Here is a 19,197-nt window from a genome sequence, read left to right as displayed (position 1 = left end):
GCCTGTGGAAAAGTCTGGCCTTGCGCCGGATCGCGGCAGCACCCTTATGAACGAAACGGGAACACGTAATCTCCTGTAACGTCTCGCTGGTCCTTGGCAAGAGGTTCCTGCGGCACCCGATCTGGTGGTGACAACAGTGTTGCAAGACTACATCTTGTGGCGGAGCGGGGTTCCGCGCCTAAATGCGCTCGCGGGACGGGAGTCTCGTGGCCCGTGGGGGGGCCGTTCTACCGGGGGGGTTATCCGTGTTCGACGCTGTGCAGCTTGAGGGCCATGGGCAGGTCCGTGTCGATCGCTCGCGCGATGCGTTGCTGACCGATTTCGGGAAGGCAACGCTGGACGACCGCTATCTCCTGCCAGGCGAATCCTACCAGGATCTCTTCGCGCGGGTCGCGAGCGCCTATGGCGACGACGCAGCCCATGCGCAGCGGATCTACGACTACATCTCGCGCCTGTGGTTCATGCCGGCGACGCCGGTGCTGTCCAATGGCGGCACGACGCGCGGCCTTCCGATCTCCTGCTTCCTCAACGAGGCGTCGGACAGCCTCGACGGCATCGTCGGCCTGTGGAACGAGAATGTCTGGCTCGCGGCGAAGGGCGGCGGCATCGGCTCCTACTGGGGCAATCTGCGCGGCATCGGCGAGAAGGTCGGCCGGAACGGCAAGACCTCCGGCGTCATTCCCTTCATCCGCGTCATGGACAGCCTGACGCTCGCCATCTCCCAGGGCTCGCTGCGCCGCGGCTCGGCCGCCTGCTACCTGCCGGTAAACCATCCCGAGATCGAGGAATTCCTCGAGATGCGTCGCCCGACCGGCGGCGACCCGAACCGCAAGGCGCTGAACCTCCACCACGGCGTGCTGATCCCCGACGCCTTCATGCGCGCGGTCGAGGCCGACGAGGAATGGGCCCTGGTGTCCCCGAAGGACGGGGCGCTGATGAAGAAGGTCTCGGCCCGCAGCCTTTGGATCCGCATCCTGACGGCACGCATCGAGACCGGCGAGCCCTACATCATCTATTCCGACCACGTGAACCGCGCGCGGCCGGAGCACCACAAACTCGCGGGGCTGGAGGTGAAGACCTCCAATCTCTGCTCGGAGATTACGCTGCCGACGGGCATCGACCAGCATGGCGAGGAGCGGACGGCGGTCTGCTGCCTCTCCTCGCTCAACTGCGAGACCTGGTTCGAGTGGCACAAGGAACCGCAGTTCATTCCCGATGTGATGCGGTTCCTCGACAACGTGCTGCAGTCCTTCATCGACACCGCACCCGATTCCATGGCGCGTGCGAAGTACAGCGCGATGCGGGAACGCTCCGTCGGCCTCGGCGTGATGGGCTTCCACTCCTTCCTGCAGAAGATGAACGTCCCCTTCGAGTCCGTCGTCGCGAAGGTGTGGAACAAGAAGATGTTCAAGCACGTCCGCGAGCAGGCGGACGCGGCGTCCCGCCTGCTGGCGGAGGAGCGCGGACCGTGCCCGGACGCGGCCGAGTACGGCTTCATGGAGCGCTTCTCGAACAAGATCGCGATCGCGCCGACGGCCTCGATCAGCATCATCTGCGGCGGCGCGAGCCCCGGAATCGAGCCGATCGCGGCGAATGTCTACAACCACAAGACGCTGTCCGGCTCCTTCATCGTGCGCAACCCGTACCTTCAGAAGGTGCTGGCCAAGCACGGGCGCGACGACGACGAGACCTGGACGACGATCACCGTCACCAAGGGATCGGTCCAGCACCTGGACTTCCTGACAGAGCACGAGAAGGCGATCTTCAAGACGGCCTTCGAACTCGACCAGCGCTGGGTCGTGGAGCATGCGGCCGACCGCACGCCCTATATCTGCCAGTCGCAGTCGGTGAACATCTTCCTGCCCGCCAACGTCCACAAGCGCGACCTGCACCAGATCCACATGAGCGCGTGGAAGAAGGGCGTGAAGTCGCTCTACTACTGCCGCTCGCTGTCGATCCAGCGCGCCGACACGATCAGCGAGAAGGTCGTGGGGCAGGGCGACATCATGGCGGCGCATGTTCCGATGGAGCGCGAGGCGACACTGCCTCTCGCCGCCGCACAGCCTTCCGGCAACGCGAACAACTACGAGGAATGCCTCGCCTGCCAGTAGCGCCGCCGCGAGGCGGGCATGTCCGGACTGCCCGCCACGCAACTGCGTGACGCTTCGTAATCGAAGGCCCATCGGACACCCGTCCGGTGGGTCTTTCGTCTTACGCGACCGTGCAGGCAGGCCGTGCCCCGATACGGAACGATCCAAGGGGCCGTCTTTCGCGCGACCCAGACTGAGAGCCGACCCCATCAGGTTTCCCATACGACGGCGTCGAAGCGGCCATAGGGCGCTTGCGGGCGACGCGCCCCGCCCCTAATCGATCGCCGAAGGGAACGGGAAGCGACAATGGATGACGCAATGACCGGCGAAGGCGCGATTGCGCATGCTGAACGGCTCGATCGCCTGGCGGAGGTCGCGGTCAAGGTCGGGCTCGGCCTCGCGCCCGGACAGGAACTCGTGATGACCGCCTCGGTCGAGGCCCTCGACCTGGCCCGGCGCATCACCGAGCACGCCTACCGTGCCGGTGCGCGCCTCGTGACCACGCTGCTCGCTGACGACCAGGCCGCGCTGGCGCGCTACCGGTTTGCACCCGACGAGAGCTTCGACTCCGCGCCAGGCTGGCTGTTCGACGGCATGGCTGCTGCCTTCCGGGGCGGCGCCGCGCGGCTCGCCATCGTCGGCGAGGATCCGTCGCTTCTCGCGGGCCAGGATCCCGACAAGATCGCTCGCGCGAATCGTGCCAGGTCGCGGGCCTATCGTCCGGCGCTCGACCTGATTTCCACCTCCACCATCAACTGGGCGCTCGTCGCGGCGGCAACACCGGCCTGGGCCAGGGCTGTCTTTCCCGACACGCCCGAGGACGTGGCAATGGCCCGGCTGTGGGATGCGATCTTCGCAGCGTCCCGTATCGATGCGGCCGACCCGGTGGCGGCATGGGCGGCGCACAATGCCGGCCTGATGGCGCGGCGGAACATGCTGAACGAACGGCGCTACGCGGCGTTGCACTTCCGCGGTCCCGGCACCGACCTGCGTGTCGGCCTCGCCGATGGTCACGCCTGGATGGGCGGGCTGACCACGGCGAAGAACGGACTGACCGGCAATCCCAACATCCCGACCGAGGAAGTCTTCACGACACCCCACGCCGCTCGGACCGAAGGTGTCGTCGCCGCGACCAAGCCGCTGGCCTATCAGGGGACCCTGATCCGCGACATCCGTGTGCGATTCGAGGGCGGCGTGATCGTCGACGCCGAGGCCAGCACGGGCGCCGAGGTCCTGCGGCGCATGATCGGCACCGATGAAGGCGCGCGGCGTCTTGGCGAAGTCGCGCTCGTGCCGGATTCCAATCCGATCTCCCGCAGCGGCGTATTGTTCCTCAACACGCTGTTCGACGAGAACGCGGCGAGCCACATCGCGCTTGGCCAGGCCTATTCCAAATGCTTCACCGACAAGGATTTGTCGGATGAGGCGCTTGCTGCGCGCGGCGCGAACCGCAGCCTGATCCATGTCGACTGGATGATCGGATCGGCCGAGACGGATGTGGATGGAATCGCTGCGGACGGAGCGGCCGAACCGCTGATGCGCCGGGGTGAATGGGTGCGCTAGACGCAGCGGCGTCCGGGCGCGACAGTTCGGCCCATGCCCGGATCACTGTCTCGGCGTCTTGACGCCGCCATCGCCGCGCTGCCGCGTGCCTATCCTGGTCCCGGCGGTGCTGTCGCCGTGCTGCGGCACGGGCAGATCCTCGCCCGCCATGCCTGGGGCTGGGCCAACGCAGAGCGGCGCATACCCTTCACGCCGCACACCCTGTTCCGGATGTGCTCCATCACCAAGCAGTTCACCTGCGCGGCGTTGCTCGACGCGGTGCCCGACCCGTCCGAGCTCGACGCCGCGCTGAAGGCGCGCTTGCCGCTGCTCGAAGGGCCCGTGCCGGGCGTCGTGCATCTCTGCCACAACCAGTCGGGGCTCAGGGATTATTGGGCCGTCGCGATGCTACACGGTTCGCCGGTGGAGGCGCCCTTCGGCACGGATGAGGCGCAGGCCGTCATGTCCGGCACGCGCACGCTGCACTTCGCGCCCGGCACGCGATACTCCTACGCGAACCAGAATTTCCGCCTGCTGTCCGACCTGCTGGAGGAGCGCAAAGGCGCGACCTTCGCCGATATCCTGCGCCGTCGCATCTTCGCGCGTGTCGGCATGGAGACCGCCTTCCTCGCGGCCGATACCCGCGCCATGCCGGACGGGACGGAGGGTTATGAGGGAAGCCAGGCGAACGGCGTCCGCGCCGCCGAGAACCGGATCCTCTGGACCGGCGATGCCGGGCTCGGCGCATCGCTCGACGACATGATCGCCTGGGAACGGCACATCGATGCCATGCGCGACGACGCGCAGTCGCTGCCGGGCAGGCTCGCCGCGCCTGTCTCCTTCGCGAATGGCGTGCCGGCGAGCTATGGATTCGGCCTAGCGCGCGGCACGGAATTCGACAGGGCCATCTTCGGACATGGTGGCGCGCTGAGGGGCTGGCGCAGCCATCGGCTGTATGTGCCTGCGGAACGGGTTTCGATCGTCGTCATGTTCAATCACCTGTCCGACGCACACGCCGCCGCGCTCGACCTGCTCGCCGCCGTGCTGGACGCGTCGCGTCCGACGCCGATCGACGACCTGCCGACACCGCCATGGCTCGGCACGTGGCGGGAACCGCAGACCGGGTTGGCTGTGCGCGTCGACAGCGCCGGGCCCGGGCGTGTCCGCCTGCGCTACGGCCATGTGGCGGAGCGGCTCGACATCCGGCGCGACGGGTCGGCCGGCAATGGCCGCACATTGCTCCGCTCTGAGGCCGGCGGCCTGAGCATGGCGCGTCCGCAGGAGAACCAGGCCAGCACGCTCGTTCCGTGGTCGGGCGAAGCGCGACCGGACATCGCCGGTCGCTATCGCTGCGCGGAACTCGGTGCGGAACTCGAGGTTGCCGAAGCGGGTGGCGCCATCTACGGCGCGTTCCAGGGCATGCTGGGACGCGGCCGGATGGAGCTGCTCGAACCGATCGGCCAGGATCTGTGGACGCTGCCATGCCCGCGGGCCTTGGACCACACGCCCCCGGGGGATTGGACGCTCGCCTTCCGCCGCGCGACGGATGGACGGATCGCGGATGTCGAGGTCGGCTGCTGGCTCGCCCGCCGCCTGACCTACGCGAAAGTTGCCGCATGATGGGCAACCTTGCCGACCTGGTTCAGGCCCTTGAGGCCGTCGCGGCCGCCGGAACGCTGGCGGGCCAGCCCGATGCGACCTTCCGCGCGCTGGAAGCGGCGACCCGTGCCGCCATCGGCCACCGCCTGTTCACCGTGATGCGGCACGATCCCGCGGCGGGCCGAAACCGCCGGGTCTTCACGAGCGATCCCGCCGCCTATCCGGTCTCGGGCCACAAGCCGGTCGACTGGGCGCACCCCTGGGCGCAGCGCGTCTTGCGGCAGGGCGAGCCCTGGATCGGGCGGAGCGCGGCCGACATCGCCTGGGCCTATCCCGACCATGAGCGCATCGCGGCGATGGGACTCGCCAGTGCCATGAACCTGCCGGTCCGCTGGAACGGCGCCGTGCTTGGCACGGTCAACCTGCTGCATGCGGAAGGACATTTCGCGGAGGAGAGTGCCGTTCGCGGCATGTTGTTCGCCGCTCTTGCCGTGCCGGCCATGCTCGCTATCGATGGCCCCTGATCAGCCGGAGGTCGCCATGACACGCATCGCTCGCCGCCACCTGCTCGCGACACCCGCCCTTCTGGCCGCCGCGCCGGCCTTGGGGCAGGGGGCGTTCACGCGGCCCGTCCGCCTCATTGTCCCCTGGGCACCTGGCGGCACGACCGACATCCTCGCGCGCATCGTCGCCGAACCGCTCGCCACGGCGCTGGGTCAGCCCGTGCTCGTGGAGAATCGTTCCGGCGCGAGCGGAAATGTCGGGTCCGACCTGGTCGCCAAGGCCGCGCCCGACGGCCACACCCTGTTGTTCGGGTCGATGTCCACGCATGCGATGAACCACGCCCTCATGCGCAGCATGCCATTCGACGGGGTCGCCGACTTCACGCCGCTCGCGATGCTGGGCTTCGCCGTCAACACCATGGTGATCCATCCATCGGTGCCGGCGCAGAGCGTGCCCGAATTCATCGCCCATGCCCGGGCGAACCCGGAGAAGGTGGCCTACGCCTCCGCCGGTCCCGGCTCGACCAACCATCTCTGCGCCGCGTTGTTCGAGAGCATGACCGGCATCCGGATGGTCCATGTTCCCTATCGCGGCGGACAGCCGGCGGTGACGGACACGGTCGCCGGGCAGACCCAGCTTCTGTTCAGCGCCGCGACCCAGACCATGCCGCATGTCGATGGCGGCCGCCTTCGCCTGATCGGCGTGACGGAGGCCGCGCGCTGGAGCCGCCAGCCATCCATCCCCACCGTCGGAGAGGCCGTGCCGGGCTACGAGATGGCCGTCTGGTACGGCGCCTTCGGCCCGAAGGGCATGGACCCGGCGCTCCAGCGTCGCCTCAACGCCGATCTCAACCGCATCATGGAGCTTCCAGCGGTCAAGGACCGGCTTGCCGGGATGGGCGTGGAGATGGCCGTCGAGAGCACGGACGCCTTCGGTCGCCGCCTTGTCGCCGATGCTGAGAAGTGGGGCGCGTTGATCCGGCGCCTCGGCATCGAGGCGTCCTGAGCCCGTCTGGACGCTGCCGGCCCGGGGCTCCATCCTCCGCGCCCTGATACGGGGGAGACGCCGATGGACGCGCCGCTGAAGGTCGAGATCGAGGATGGGATCGCCCTCCTCACCATGAACCGGGCGGAGTCGCGCAACCCGCTCGATCCGGAGATGCAGGACGCGCTGCTCGACACCTTGTCGGAGCTGGATGCGGGCCAGGAGGTCCGCGTCGCCATCCTGACCGGCGCGGGCACCGCCTTTTGTGCTGGCGGCAATGTCCGCCGGATGGGCGAGGCGGCGAGCGGCCCCAAGGAACGCACGCCGGCCCAGGCGCGCGGATATTATCGCTGGGGCATCCAGCGCATCCCGCGCCTGCTCGAGCAGCTCGAAATGCCGGTGATCGCGGCGGTGAACGGCCCGGCCATGGGTGCTGGGCTCGATCTCACCTGCATGTGCGACCTACGCATCGCCGCCGAGAGCGCGCGCTTCGCGGAGTCCTTCGTCAAGCTCGGCATTATCCCCGGCGATGGCGGCGCCTGGCTGCTGCCGCGGATCGTCGGCTTCGCCCGCGCATCCGAGATGGCGCTGACGGGAGATTCCCTCACCGCGCAGGAAGCCCTGGCGGCGGGGCTCGTCTCCCGCGTCGTGCCCGATGCCGAGTTGATCCCGGCGGCGAGGGCCCTTGCCGCCCGCATCGCCGCCAATCCACCGCAGGCCGTGCGCATGGCCCGACGCCTGCTGCGGGAGGCGTGGAACAACCGGCTCGACACGGTGCTCGAGATGTCGTCCGCCATGCAGGCCGTGGCGCACACCACGGACGACCACAAGGAGGCGCTCGCGGCGATGCGGGAAAAGCGCAAGCCGACTTACAAGGGCGCCTGAAATGGCCTTCGCGCCCGGGCTGCTCGCCGGACGCCGCGCGCTGGTGACCGGCGGTGGCACGGGCCTTGGTCGCAGCATCGGCAAGCGTTTCCTCGAACTCGGCGCGTCGCTCGCCATCTGCGGGCGGCGAGCTGCGGTGCTCGAGGGGACCGCGGAGGCTTTCCGCGCGGAGATCCCGGGCGCGCAGGTTACGACCCACCCCTGCGACATCCGCAATGCCTCCGCCGTCGAGGCGATGCTGGACGATGTCTGGCGCGATGGTGCGGCGGATATCCTGGTGAACAACGCGGCGGCGAATTTTCTCGCGCAGACGCACCGCCTGTCGTCACGCGCGATCGACGCGGTGCTCGGCACGACGCTGCATGGGGCGGCCTATTGCACGATCGGCTGCGGACGGCGGTGGATCGATGCGGGCGAGCCTGGCGTCGTGCTGTCGATCCTGACGCTTTCTGCGCTGCAGGGCGGTGCCTTCACCGCGCCTTCCGCCATGGCGAAGGCCGGACTGCTCGCGATGACCCAGAGCCTCGCCGTCGAGTGGGGGCCGCGCGGCATCCGGCTGGTGGCGATCGCACCTGGGACCTTCCCGACCGAGGCCGCGCTCGCCCGGCTGCGTCCGGGCGGTGTCGAGCATGGCGGCGTGCCGCTGCGGCGCGCGGGGCGGCACGATGAACTCACCGATCTCGCCGCCTTCCTGGTCTCGGACCATGGCGGCTACATCACGGGCGAATGCGTCGTTGCGGATGGCGGGCGGCGGTTGCTTGGCGGTGCGCGCGCCGGCGCGCAGGAGATGCTGGACTGGACCGACGAGGAATGGGCCGCGCAGCGGGCGCGCACGCCCGCGCGCTGAGGAGGACATGGCGATGGCCTTCGCCGAGATCGCCTATGACGTCACGGACGCGATCGCGACCATCACGCTGAACCGTCCGCAGAAGCGCAACGCCTGGTCGCCGGAAACCGAGGCCGAGGTGCGCGAGGCCCTCGGCCTTGCTGCCGACGATGCGTCCGTGCGCGTCATCATCCTGACGGGGGCGGGCGGCACCTTCTGCGTCGGCGCCGACGTGACCGGCATTGCGGGCCGCAAGCCGGACCGGCCGCGCTTCGCGGGCGTCACGCCTCCGCCGGGCGGGCCACCACCCGCTGAGGATCTGTCGCGCCGCTATTCCTACATCCTGAACATCGGAAAGCCGGTGATCGCCGCGATCAATGGCGCGGTCGCGGGCGTCGGGCTCGCGGTCACGTTGTACTGCGACCTGCGATTCATGGTGGCTGGCGCGCGGCTCGCCTGCGCCTTCCCGCGGAGAGGACTGATCGCAGAACACGGGTCCGCCTGGCTGCTGCCGCGCCTGATCGGACCCATGAACGCAGCCGATCTCCTTCTGTCCGGCAGGACCGTGACGGCGGAGGAGGCGGCGTCCATGGGCCTCGTGCGCGTGCTGCCGAGCGAGGGATTTCTTCCCGCCGTGCGGGCCTATGCCGCCGAGATTGCGGAGAACTGCTCGCCGCGGTCGCTCCGCATCATCCGCCGCCAGCTTGCGCTCGCGCCCTTGCAGACGCTGTCGGAGGCGATCGAAATGGCCGAGCAGGAACAGGCGGCGACGATCGGCACCGAGGACCGGCGGGAAGGCGCAACCGCGTTCCTGGAGAAGCGCCGCCCCAACTTCACCGGTCGCTGAAGCGCGGACCCAGGCCGCCGGCCGCGCGGGCCGCTTCGCGTTCCGCCTCGTCCATCCCCAGGATGCCGCCGAGCACCTCGGCCTCGTGCTGGTTGAGGAAGGGGCTCGCCTCGAAGGGCGGCGGCGGCGCGTCCTCGATGCGCAGCGGCGTCGCGGGCAGCACGACGCGGCCGACCTCCGGGTGATCGACCCAGCGGAGCATGCCGCGCTCATGCATCCCGGGGTCGTTCAGCACTTCCTCGAGCGTCCGGACCGGGGCTGCCGGGACGCCATGCTCGCGCGTCAGGGCTTCGAGTTGCGCCCGCGTATGGGCCGAGGTCCAGGCAGTGACGAGCCGATCAACCTCCTCCATGTGCTTCACGCGATCCGGGTTGCTGCGGAAGCGGGCGTCACCGACCAGTGCCTCCTGCCCCATGGCGCGGAGCAGGCGGTCCCAATGGCCTTCGGTGACGACGATGATCGCGATCCACCCGTCCGAGGCCGGGTAGACATTGTAGGGCGCCATGGCGAGGCCGGCATGGCTGTTGCCCGTGCGCGGCGGCACATCCTTCAGCATGCCGCCGAAATGCATTCCGAGCGCGGAGGCCAGCGTCGAATAGGCGGCATCCTGCATCGCCACCTCGACGAAGGCGCCCTTGCCGCTGCGTTCGCGCGCGAACAGTGCCGTCATGATCGCGCCGTAGAGATGCGTGCCGCCGAGAAAGTCGCAGACGGTCGGACCGGCCTTGGTGGGCGGGCCGTCCGGGTAGCCGGTGGTGTGCATGATACCAACCGCGGCCTGGACCGTGAGGTCCATCGCCAGCCGATCCTTGTCCGGCCCCGTCTGGCCGTAGCCGGATCCGGCCGCGTAGATCAGGCGCGGATTGCGCGCGCGCAGTGCGGCGTGACCGAGCCCGAGCCGATCCATCACGCCGGGCGAAAAATTCTCGATGACGACATCGGCCCGGTCGACCAGCCGCAGGAACACGTCGCGGCCTGCCGGCGTCTTGAGGTCGAGCGAAAGGCCCTTCTTGTTCGAATTCAGCATCGCCATCGGCACTGAGCCGCCGGCGACCATGGCGCGGCGACGCAACGGCTCCCCCGTCGGCGGCTCGACCTTGATGACGGTCGCGCCTGCCATGGCCATCAGGAAGCCCGCATAGGGCGCCTGGTAGATGTGCCCGAGGTCGAGGACAAGGATGCCCTCGAGCGGCCGCGCCACGGCTTCAGACCTTTCCGCCCAGGATTCGCCGGCCGATGGCGCTGCGGTGCACCTCGGACGGGCCTTCATAGACGCGCATCAGGCGTACCTGCTGGTGCATCAGCTGCAGCGGGAGTTCCTTGGTGACGCCCATCGCGCCCCAGGTCTGCATCGCGTTGTCGAGTACGCTCTGCGCCATTTCCGTCGCGCGCACCTTCAGGATGGAGGCCTCCATGCGGACATCCGCGCCCGCGTCGAGCTTCGCGGCGAGGTCCTGCACCATGAGCCGGCAGGCATGCATCTCCATCGCGGCGTCCGCCGCGAACCACTGGATCGCCTGACGGTCGGCAAGGCGCACGCCCCAGGTCACGCGGTTCTGTGCCTGCTCGGTCATCATCTCGAGTGCCCGTCGCGCCATGCCGACGCAGCGCGCACCCATCTGCATCCGGCGCACGTTCAGCCGCAGCTGCATCGGCGCATAGCCGCGGCCGAGCTCGCCGAGCACGTTCTCATGCGGCACGCGGCAATCCTCGAAGACCAGCTCGTAGGTGCGGCGGCCCCCGAGCATCGGGATCTCGCGCTCGATGACGAAGCCGGGCGTGCCCTTTTCGACGATGAAGGCGGTGATGCCGTCCTGGCGCTTGCCGTCCCCGGTGCGCGCCATGAGGATGATGAAGTCTGCGCGTGGGACGTTGGAGACCCAGATCTTGCGTCCGTTGATGACCCAATCGTCGCCGTCGCGCACGGCGCGCGTCGTCATGCCCGCGGGATCGCCGCCGGCGCCGGGCTCGCTGATCGCCATGGCCGAGCGCTGCTCGCCGCGCGCGTAGGGGTCGAGGTACTTCGCCCGCTGCATCGGGCTCGCCACCGAGAGCATCATGTGCAGGTTCGGGCTGTCGGGCGGGATGGTGAAGGGCACGCAGGCGCGCGCCATCTCCTCCTCGGCCGCCGCGAGCGAGATCAGCGGCAGGTTGGCGCCGCCGAACTCCTCCGGCACGTCGAGGCCCCAGAGGCCGAGCTCCTGGCAGCGCGCCAGCAGCTTCGCCTCCTCCTCCTCGCTCAGCTTGAAGCCGCCGCCGGTCGCTTCCCGCTTCAGCACCGCGGGCTCGAGCGGCATGAGGTCGCGTTCCACGAACTTCGCCACCAGATCCTGCAGCATGCGGGTTTCCTCGCTGGTGGCGAGGGTCTGGTTGTGGTCCATGATGCGATCCTCCGGTCTTGGGGATACCCACCACCCGTGGCGGGCGGCGTCAAGCAGGTCTGCGTCAGCGCATGTAGCGCCAGCGGAACCGGTCGCCCTGGGCCTCGACGCGACCTACCGACGGGTTCGGGAAATGGATGGGCAACACCCGCGTGTCCGTGTCCGCCACCGAACCGAAGAAGCGCCGGCGGCTGGTTTCGGCCTCGGCCGGATCCCAGCAGAAGACCGTCGACCAGTCCGGCTGGTGCACCTGCAGCGCGTGATGCATCAGGTCGCCCGTAATGACCGCGTGCTGGCCACCGCTGCGGATATGCACGCAGCAATGGCAGGGCGAGTGGCCGGGTGTCGGCTCCAGCGTGATGCGATCGTCGAGCTGGAAATCATCATCCACCAGCAGGGCCTGGCCGGCGGCGACGACCGGTTCGCAGTTGAAGCGGAAGACGTTGCCGCCCCCGCCCGGGCGCTCGACCGCGGCCTTGGTCGTTTCCTCCCATGCGGCATATTCGCGCTTGTGGAAGACATACTTCGCGCGTGGGAACGTCGGGACCCAGCGACCGTCCCGCAGCACCGTGTTCCAGCCGGAGTGGTCGATGTGGAGATGGGTGCAAAGGACGTAGTCGATGTCCTCGAAGGCCAGGCCCTCCGCCCTCAGGCCATCGAGCCAGGGCTGCTTCGGGAAGTCCATGGGCGCGGGATAGCCCTTGTCCTCACCTGTGCAGGTATCGACCAGGATGGTGTGGTGCGGCGTGCGCACGACATAGGTCTGGTACGTGATCACCATCTTGCCGGAGGCTGCGTCGAAGGTCTCGGGCTCGACCTCCTTCAGCCGCTCGGCCAGCAGGCCGGGCGCGGCCGCGGCCTTGGGGAACATCGCCTCCGGCGCGCGCCAGGGGCCGTCGCGCTCGATGATGCTGGTGATGGTGACGTCGCCGATGGTGAGTTTGCGCATGGAGGCTCCGTTCAGGTCGGGGTGGTCATTCGGGGCGGATACCGGCGGTGGCGGCAACGCGCTGCCATGTCGGCACATCCTCGGCGAGGCGCGCGGCAAGGACGCCGGGCGCGCTCATCTGCGGTTCCGCGCCGAGCCGTTCGAAGCGTGACCGGAAATCCGGATCGGTGCGCAGCGCGGCGAGTTCGGCCGACAGGCGATCAAGGATCGGTGCCGGCAGGCCCTTGGGCGCGGCGATGGCGAACCAGTTCGGCGCGATGTAGCCGGGCACGGCCTCCGTGGCCGTGGGGACGTCCGGCAGCGCCGGGATGGGCCGCGCCGTCGTCACGGCAAGGATGCGCGCGCGACCTTCCCGCGCATGAGACAAGGTCTCCACGGTGCTGGCGAAGACGAGGTCGATATCGCGGGAATAGAGCGCGTTCATCGCCTGTGCTGCGCCACGATAGGGCACGTGCACGATGTCGATCCGCGCGGTCGCCGCCAGCATGGCGCCCGAGAGATGATTCGATGAGCCGATCCCGGACGTGCCGTAGGTGACCGTGCCGGGTTTCGCGCGCGCCTCCTCGACCAGCGCCTGCAGGGATGCGAAGCGGTGGTCCGCGCGGACGACGATGGTCGTCGCGATCTCCGCCACCAGCGAGACGGGCGCGAGATCGGTGCGCGGGTCGAAACCGAGATTGGCGTAGATCGCCGGCAGGATCGCCAGCGAGGACGAGGTCAGCACGAAGGTGTAGCCGTCCGGCGGCGACTGGACGACGCCACGCAGCCCGATCGACCCGCCGGCGCCGGTCCGGTTCTCGATGATGAAGGGCTGGCCGAGCCTGTCGCGAAGCCTCTCGCCGATCAGCCGTCCGACCGTGTCGATCGGACCTCCGGCGGCGAACGGGATCACGAGGCGGATCGGGCGGCTTGGCCAGGCATCCTGCGCACGCGCGACGCACGGCATGCCGAAGCCAACGCCAAGCGCGGCGAGTTGGCGTCGGCGCACGTCACTCCCTCCAGGAGGGGTCGATGGCGTCGATCCGGCGCAGCAATCCTTGCCACTCGAGCGGGCCGTAGCGACGGGAGGCGCCGGGTGCATACATGGCGCAGGACTTCGCCACCACTTCGGGGCTCGGGATCTCGAGCTCGGTATTGCAGGCCATCGCCTGCAGCTGCGCCTGGCATGCGCGTTCCAGGCCCCACATGGCGATGAAGGCTTCCGGCATGCTCTCGCCCACCGTCAGCAGGCCATGGTTGCGCAGGATGCAGTAGTTGAGGCTGCCGAGGGAGGTCGCCAGCGCATCCCGCTCCGCCGGGTCGCGCTCGGGGCCACGGAAGTCGTGGTAGGCGATCCGGCCATGGAAGCGCGTCGCCGTCTGCGTCAGCGGCAGGAGCCCGCACTTCAACGCGCTGACCGCCATGCCCGCGATGGTGTGGGTGTGCATCGCCGCCATGACGTCGGCGCGAGCGCGATACAGCGCGCTGTGGATCGTGAACCCCGCCGGGTGCAGCCCATAGGGCAGATCGGGGCGATAGAGGATCTCGCCCTCCATGCTCACCTTGAGCAGCGAGGAGGCGGTGATCTCCCCGAAGAAGAGCCCGTTCGGGTTGATCAGGAAGTGGTTGGGGCTGTCGGGCACGCGCGCGCTGATGTGCGTATAGATCATGTCCGACATGCCGAAGTGCTCGCAGAGCCGGTAGCAGGCCGCGAGGTCGAGCCGCGCATGCCATTCCGCCTCGCTCACCGAGCCACGGATCGGTGCGATCTTGAGTGGTCCGATGGTGGTCATGGGTCCCTCCGCGCCGCCTCTTGGAACGGCGGCTTCCGGGGAACGATCCGACGGACGCCCCCAACGCGCAAGACTAGGGTCAGCGGGCGCGGGCTTCCCTGCGGGCGATCCACGTCGTCGCGGCGAAGATGACCGCCGCGCCGGCGAAGGTCGTCGTGGCGGGCACTTCCGCGAAGACGACCCAGCCGAGGAAGGACGCCCAGACCATGTCAATGAACTTGACCGGTTGGGTGGCCGACATGTCGGTCAGCCGGAACGCCTCTGTCAGGCACCAGTGCCCGGCGCTGCCGAGCAGCCCGGTCAATAGGAACCAACCCCATTGCCCGGCGGTCGGCCAGGTCCAGCCCGCGAGTGCGAAGGGCAGCGTGAAGACGGATACGGTGATGGCCTGCCAGGCGACGATCACTTCCGGCCGGTCGCGCCGCGTGAGGGCCTTGGTGATCAGGAACGACGCCGCGAATAGCGGCGCGGAGGCGAGCATGACGAGCGTCCAGGTACCGCCGCCCGTGCCGGTGAATTGCGGCGCGACCACGATGCCGACGCCGACGAAACCGAAGGCCGCGGCGATCCAGCGCGCGCGCACCATCGGTTCCCCGAGGAACAGAACGGCGCCCGCCATGATGAAGATGGGCCCCGTGAAGCCTATCGCCGTCATGTCCGCCAGCGGGACATGTGGCAGGGCCCAGAACCACATCAACAGCCCGGCGGTGTGCACCAGCCCGCGCCAGCCCTGTCCCTTGAGGTCGTGCGGCCGCCATGCCGCGAGCCCCGTGCGCATCATGAATGGCAGCAGGACCACGAGGCCGGCAAGATACCTGAGGAATTGCGTCTGGAATGGGTCGAGGTCCTGCGCGAGGCTGCGGGCGATGGTGTTCAGCAGGCAGAAGAGAAAACCGGCCAGCGCCATGAAGCCCATGCCGCGCAGCGTCGCGGACCGTGTCGGGCGCTGCCCGCCACCCGTCACGAGGTGCCGCCGTCGCGCGCGAGGATCCGCGATAGGGCGGCATTGAACGCGTCGGCAGCTTCATAGGCCACCCAGTGGCCTGCGCCCGGGATGGTCGAGGTCCGCGCGCCCTGACGCATCTCCCTCACCAGATCGATCCGAAGGCCGACATGCGGGCGGGCGATGGCGTCCTGTTCGCCGTAGATCGCGCCGAGTGGTGCACGGCCGCGCAGGATCGCCTGGCGGAGGGAGTCGGTCCCTGCCCAGCCGCGGCTCTTGAAGCGGGCACGCCGCGTGTGGAGGTCCTGCATCGCGAGCGCCACCTCGTCGATCCGTGACGCATCGGCGATCATGAGCGCCGCGAGATTGTGCCGGTTCGCGGCCTCGCGCTCCGCGCCCTCCAGGGCGCGGACCTTCACGAGTTCGGTGGGGCTGCGCGGGAAGCCAAGCGCGCCCGCGCCGACGATCGTGAGGGAAACGCAGCGGTCTGTGTCGATCGCGGCGAGGTGGCCGGCGCACAGGGCCCCGAAGGAAAAGCCGACAAGATCGTATCCGCTCTGGGGCAGGATCTGGCCGAGGCCAGCCCGCAGGATCTCCGCGATGCTTTCGGGCGAGGCTGGCATCGGCGGCATGTCGCTGTCGCCAAGGCCAGGCAGATCGGGGCAGATGACCCGGCGCGTCGCCGCGAAGAACGGGATGTTCCTGGCCCAATGCCGCCAGGACCCCGAGCCGCCGTGCAGCAGGACGAGCGGCCGGCCCGAGCCCCAGGCGCGCCAGACCATGGCGCCGTCACCACAGGCGGTCTCAGTGACGCGAGCCTCCGCGGCGATGACGCGCAAATCCGCGTGGGGTTCTTCGCGCGCATCATTCGCACGCCACACGCCTTCGATCATTCTGCCCGGAACTCCCATGCCGTCCGGCAGCATCCTAGTCGTCGTCCGGGGACGGTCCACCCGTCTCCGCCGCGATGATCAGGCCGCGCCAGCCGTCTGCAGCGGTGCGGCGGCCGCGACGCTCTCGACCCCAAGGCGCTGCTCCAGGGCCGGCAGCGTGGCGCGAGCAATGGAAATGACCTCCGCCTGGAGGTCCGGCGAGGGATCGCCGCCGCTCGCGGCGCGTTGCAGCGCGAGTGCACTGTCTGCGAGCCGTGTCGCCCCGAGCGTGCGCGCTGCGCCCACCAGACGATGCGCCGCGTGCTGCACATGCCCGGCATCTGCCTTCTCGGCCTGCGACGCATTCGTCAGCAGAGACAGGGCGCGTCGCACTTCCCCGACGAATTCGGCCAGGATTCCGTGCGCCGCATGGCCCAGCTCGCGCTCGAGGACGTCGAGCGCGGTGCCGTCGAGATACGGGGGCGCGGGCTCGGGCATGGGTGGATCCTCGGCAATGCGGCGCGCCGGAAGGCGTCGCAGAAGACCAAGCAGCGCAGCCCGGTCGAGCGGCTTCGAAAGATGCGCGTCCATGCCCGCGCGCCGTGTCGCCTCGACCTGCTCCGGCAGGGCGGACGCGGTCAGCGCGATGACGGGAACGTCGCGGGCCGGCGCGTCGAGGGAGCGAATGCGTCGCGTGGTTTCGAACCCGTCCATGCCGGGCATCTGAAGGTCCATCAGGACAGCGTCGAACGCGCCGCGGGCGAGGGCGGAGATGGCGGCCGCGCCATCCGGTGAGGTTTCCACCCTGTGCCCGGCGCTTTCCAGCATTGCCTGGGCGATCTGGCGGTTCGCCGCGACGTCGTCGACGACAAGCAGGCGCAGCGAAGCGCCGTCCTGCGCGTCCTGCGCCGTGATTGCCGGCGGGCTGTCGTCCTCAGGCAGGGGCAACGATGTCTCCTGAAGGGGGATCTCGACCCAGAACAAGGCGCCACCGGCGGCCGGCGCCTCGCAGCCGATCCTGCCGCCCATGAGCGCAGCGAGCCGCGCGGAGATGGCGAGGCCAAGACCCGTACCCTGAGGTTCCGCGGAGGTCTGCGGGGCCAGCTGGACGAAATCCTCGAACAGCAGATGGCGCTTGTCGGCCGGCACGCCGGGCCCGGTATCCTGCACCTCGATCCGGAGCAGCCCTTCCTCCGGCCGCCGGACTCGAAGGTCCACACGGCCGCCGGGCGGCGTGAACTTCACCGCATTCGACAGGAGGTTCAGCAGGAGCTGGCGTACGCGCGTGGGGTCGAGCTCCGCGGCCTCCGGCAGCGCAGGATCCACGTCCTGGTGGAAGGACAGCGCCTTGCGCGCGACCTCCGGCGCCAGCAGCGTCGCGCAGCCATCGAGCAGCGGCTGGAGCGCGACGGGACGCGGCGCGAGGTCGAGGCGGCCGGCTTCGATCTTCGACAGGTCGAGGAGGCCGTTCACCAGGTCGAGCAGATGGCGCCCGGCCTCGTGCAGAGTCTTCACCTGCTCGCGCTGTTCCGGCTGCAGCCTGGGATCCTGCAGGAGCACCTGCGCGAAGCCGAGCACGCCGTTGAGCGGCGTGCGAAGCTCATGCGACACGCGGGCGAGGAAGCGGCTCTTCGCCTCGCCCGCGGCCGCGGCGGCATCGCGTGCGGTGGCAAGCTCGTGCATTGCGCGCTTGAGCGCCGTGATGTCGGTCCGGATGCCGACCGTGCCGCCATCGGGCGTGCGCCGTTCCGTGATCAGGACCCAGCGCCCGTCGGGAAGCAGCCGCTCCATCGGCGGCTGGTCCCCCAGGTGGAAGGCCTTGCTCTCGGTGACGAAGGCCTCGATGTCTCCACCCGCCTGCGGATACTGCCCGCGCTTCGCGCCTTCGCGCATGATGTCTTCGAAGCGTGCCCCGGGCTGAATGAACGGCGCGCTGATCTTGTAGAAGTCGCGGTACCGGCCGTTGCAGGCGGTCAGGCGGTCGTCGGCGTCGAACATGACGAAGCCGTCCGACATCGATTCTAGCGCGTTCTCCAGCGTCAGCCGCGCGCGGGCGCGCTCGGCCTCCGCCTTGTCGCGCTGGCGCAGGATCACCATCAGCGCGAGGGCGACCCCGATGATGACGATGCCGAGGATGCTGGAGACGGTGAAGGCGCGAACCCTGTCGCGGTACCAACTGGACAGGGCGGCATCGACCTCGAATGTCGTGGTGATGAACAGCGTCGGATACAGCGTGGGCCGGACCGAGGCGAAGACGGAGCGGCCGGAGAAGCGGCTGGTGGTCAGCGTCGCCCGCGAGTTGGTCGCCAACTGCCGCGCCGGTGGCTCGATCCGCTGGCCGATGCGGGTCTCGTCATGTGGAACCGAGGTCAGGAGCACGCCGTCGTCGCGCTCGAGCGTCGTGCGCACGCCGTCCGGCTCGCCGGCGGCGGAGAGCAGGGCGCGAACGGAAGGAACGGGAACTTCCGCGACGGCAAGGACCGGCCCGATGCCCACGACGGTCACGTTGCGCGCGAAAAACAGCGTCCATTCGCCGGTCGAGGGATTTTGCACCGGCCCGCCGATCGACACGCCGCCGCCCCGTTCCGCCAGTTCCGAGAATCCGGTCTCGACCGGCAGGGGCAGCCGGCGGCGCCGGGACACCGGCAGGGCCGTCGCGACGGGAAGTCCGTTGGGGCCGAGCAGCAGGATGTCGCGATAGGTGAAGTTCTGGTTGTTGAACTGGCGCAGGACGCGGTTCAGCACGGCGATGTCCATGCGCCCGTCCTGGGCGAAATGGGCCAGCAGTGCGGGCAGGCCCGCGAGCATGGCATCCACCTGCACGAAGGCCCGGTTGATGGAGGCTTCCGTCGCCAGCCCGATGCGCTCGACGGTCTCCTCCGCCGCGCGGATCTGCGCTTCCCTCGCCCGGCCGATGATCATCAGCGTGGCCGCGGTCTGCGCGAGCAGCAGGACCATGGCGCCGATGAAGATGGAGCGACGAAGGAAGAGCGTGTTCTGCAT

The 19,197-nt window shown here is 69.2% G+C and carries 16 protein-coding genes; 8 read left to right on the top strand and 8 right to left on the bottom strand.

Going from position 1 to position 19,197, the window contains the following annotated elements; translation table 11 throughout:
- Nucleotides 1-245: 245 nt before the first annotated feature.
- The 8 genes from J5Y09_RS10675 to J5Y09_RS10640 all read left to right on the top strand — a co-directional run bounded on the left by J5Y09_RS10675 (nucleotide 246) and on the right by J5Y09_RS10640 (nucleotide 9,277).
- Nucleotides 246-2,111 carry a ribonucleoside-diphosphate reductase subunit alpha gene (locus tag J5Y09_RS10675; RefSeq protein WP_209351748.1) on the top strand — a complete coding sequence of 622 codons (1,866 nt, stop codon included), beginning with the start codon at nucleotides 246-248 and terminating at the stop codon, nucleotides 2,109-2,111.
- Nucleotides 2,112-2,408: 297 nt separating this feature from the next.
- Nucleotides 2,409-3,653, top strand: coding sequence for an aminopeptidase (locus J5Y09_RS10670; RefSeq protein ID WP_209351747.1), 1,245 nt, complete (start codon nucleotides 2,409-2,411; stop codon nucleotides 3,651-3,653).
- A gap of 33 nt (nucleotides 3,654-3,686) precedes the next feature.
- Entirely contained in the window at nucleotides 3,687-5,252 is a 1,566-nt protein-coding gene (locus J5Y09_RS10665) for a D-aminopeptidase (protein ID WP_209351746.1), read from the top strand.
- The gene (locus J5Y09_RS10660) at nucleotides 5,249-5,755 is read left to right on the top strand and encodes a GAF domain-containing protein (protein WP_209351745.1); all 507 of its coding nucleotides are present in this window, start codon (nucleotides 5,249-5,251) and stop codon (nucleotides 5,753-5,755) included. The genes J5Y09_RS10665 and J5Y09_RS10660 overlap by 4 nt, the downstream gene beginning before the upstream one ends.
- Nucleotides 5,756-5,771: 16 nt before the next feature.
- Nucleotides 5,772-6,740, top strand: a complete 969-nt coding sequence (locus J5Y09_RS10655; protein WP_209351744.1) for a Bug family tripartite tricarboxylate transporter substrate binding protein — start codon at nucleotides 5,772-5,774, stop codon at nucleotides 6,738-6,740.
- Nucleotides 6,741-6,803: 63 nt separating this feature from the next.
- Nucleotides 6,804-7,604 carry a crotonase/enoyl-CoA hydratase family protein gene (locus tag J5Y09_RS10650; RefSeq protein ID WP_209351743.1) on the top strand — a complete coding sequence of 267 codons (801 nt, stop codon included), beginning with the start codon at nucleotides 6,804-6,806 and terminating at the stop codon, nucleotides 7,602-7,604.
- Between the two features lies 1 nt (nucleotide 7,605).
- The gene (locus tag J5Y09_RS10645; protein ID WP_209351742.1) at nucleotides 7,606-8,451 is read left to right on the top strand and encodes an SDR family oxidoreductase; all 846 of its coding nucleotides are present in this window, start codon (nucleotides 7,606-7,608) and stop codon (nucleotides 8,449-8,451) included.
- Nucleotides 8,452-8,458: 7 nt separating this feature from the next.
- Complete coding sequence (locus J5Y09_RS10640) at nucleotides 8,459-9,277, top strand: enoyl-CoA hydratase-related protein (RefSeq protein WP_245217027.1); 819 nt, start codon at nucleotides 8,459-8,461, stop codon at nucleotides 9,275-9,277.
- Here J5Y09_RS10640 and J5Y09_RS10635 read toward each other — a convergent pair.
- The 8 genes from J5Y09_RS10635 to J5Y09_RS10600 all read right to left on the bottom strand — a co-directional run bounded on the left by J5Y09_RS10635 (nucleotide 9,264) and on the right by J5Y09_RS10600 (nucleotide 19,197).
- Nucleotides 9,264-10,478, bottom strand: coding sequence for a CaiB/BaiF CoA transferase family protein (locus tag J5Y09_RS10635; RefSeq protein ID WP_342451453.1), 1,215 nt, complete (start codon nucleotides 10,476-10,478; stop codon nucleotides 9,264-9,266). The two genes, J5Y09_RS10640 and J5Y09_RS10635, sit on opposite strands and share 14 nt — an antisense overlap.
- 4 nt (nucleotides 10,479-10,482) lie before the next feature.
- On the bottom strand, nucleotides 10,483-11,658 hold the full coding sequence (locus J5Y09_RS10630) for an acyl-CoA dehydrogenase family protein (RefSeq protein WP_209351740.1): 1,176 nt from the start codon (nucleotides 11,656-11,658) through the stop codon (nucleotides 10,483-10,485).
- 64 nt (nucleotides 11,659-11,722) lie between these two features.
- On the bottom strand, nucleotides 11,723-12,607 hold the full coding sequence (locus tag J5Y09_RS10625; protein WP_209351739.1) for an MBL fold metallo-hydrolase: 885 nt from the start codon (nucleotides 12,605-12,607) through the stop codon (nucleotides 11,723-11,725).
- Nucleotides 12,608-12,632: 25 nt separating this feature from the next.
- Nucleotides 12,633-13,595 (bottom strand): Bug family tripartite tricarboxylate transporter substrate binding protein, encoded by a 963-nt coding sequence (locus J5Y09_RS10620; RefSeq protein ID WP_209351738.1) that lies wholly within the window; start codon nucleotides 13,593-13,595, stop codon nucleotides 12,633-12,635.
- Nucleotide 13,596: 1 nt separating this feature from the next.
- Nucleotides 13,597-14,379: a class II aldolase/adducin family protein gene (locus tag J5Y09_RS10615; RefSeq protein ID WP_209351737.1), complete on the bottom strand. Its 783-nt coding sequence runs from the start codon at nucleotides 14,377-14,379 to the stop codon at nucleotides 13,597-13,599.
- A gap of 79 nt (nucleotides 14,380-14,458) precedes the next feature.
- Entirely contained in the window at nucleotides 14,459-15,343 is an 885-nt protein-coding gene (locus J5Y09_RS10610; RefSeq protein WP_342451452.1) for a DMT family transporter, read from the bottom strand.
- Complete coding sequence (locus J5Y09_RS10605; RefSeq protein ID WP_209351736.1) at nucleotides 15,340-16,215, bottom strand: alpha/beta fold hydrolase; 876 nt, start codon at nucleotides 16,213-16,215, stop codon at nucleotides 15,340-15,342. Before J5Y09_RS10605 ends, J5Y09_RS10610 begins: the two co-directional genes overlap by 4 nt.
- A gap of 78 nt (nucleotides 16,216-16,293) precedes the next feature.
- The gene (locus tag J5Y09_RS10600) at nucleotides 16,294-19,197 is read right to left on the bottom strand and encodes an ATP-binding protein (RefSeq protein WP_209351735.1); all 2,904 of its coding nucleotides are present in this window, start codon (nucleotides 19,195-19,197) and stop codon (nucleotides 16,294-16,296) included.

Source organism: Roseomonas nitratireducens, from assembly GCF_017813355.1.
In the GTDB taxonomy this organism is placed as follows: Bacteria; Pseudomonadota; Alphaproteobacteria; order Acetobacterales; family Acetobacteraceae; genus Neoroseomonas; species Neoroseomonas nitratireducens.
The sequence above is the reverse complement of the archived record's forward strand: the minus strand, read 5'-3'. Positions and strand labels throughout refer to the sequence as shown.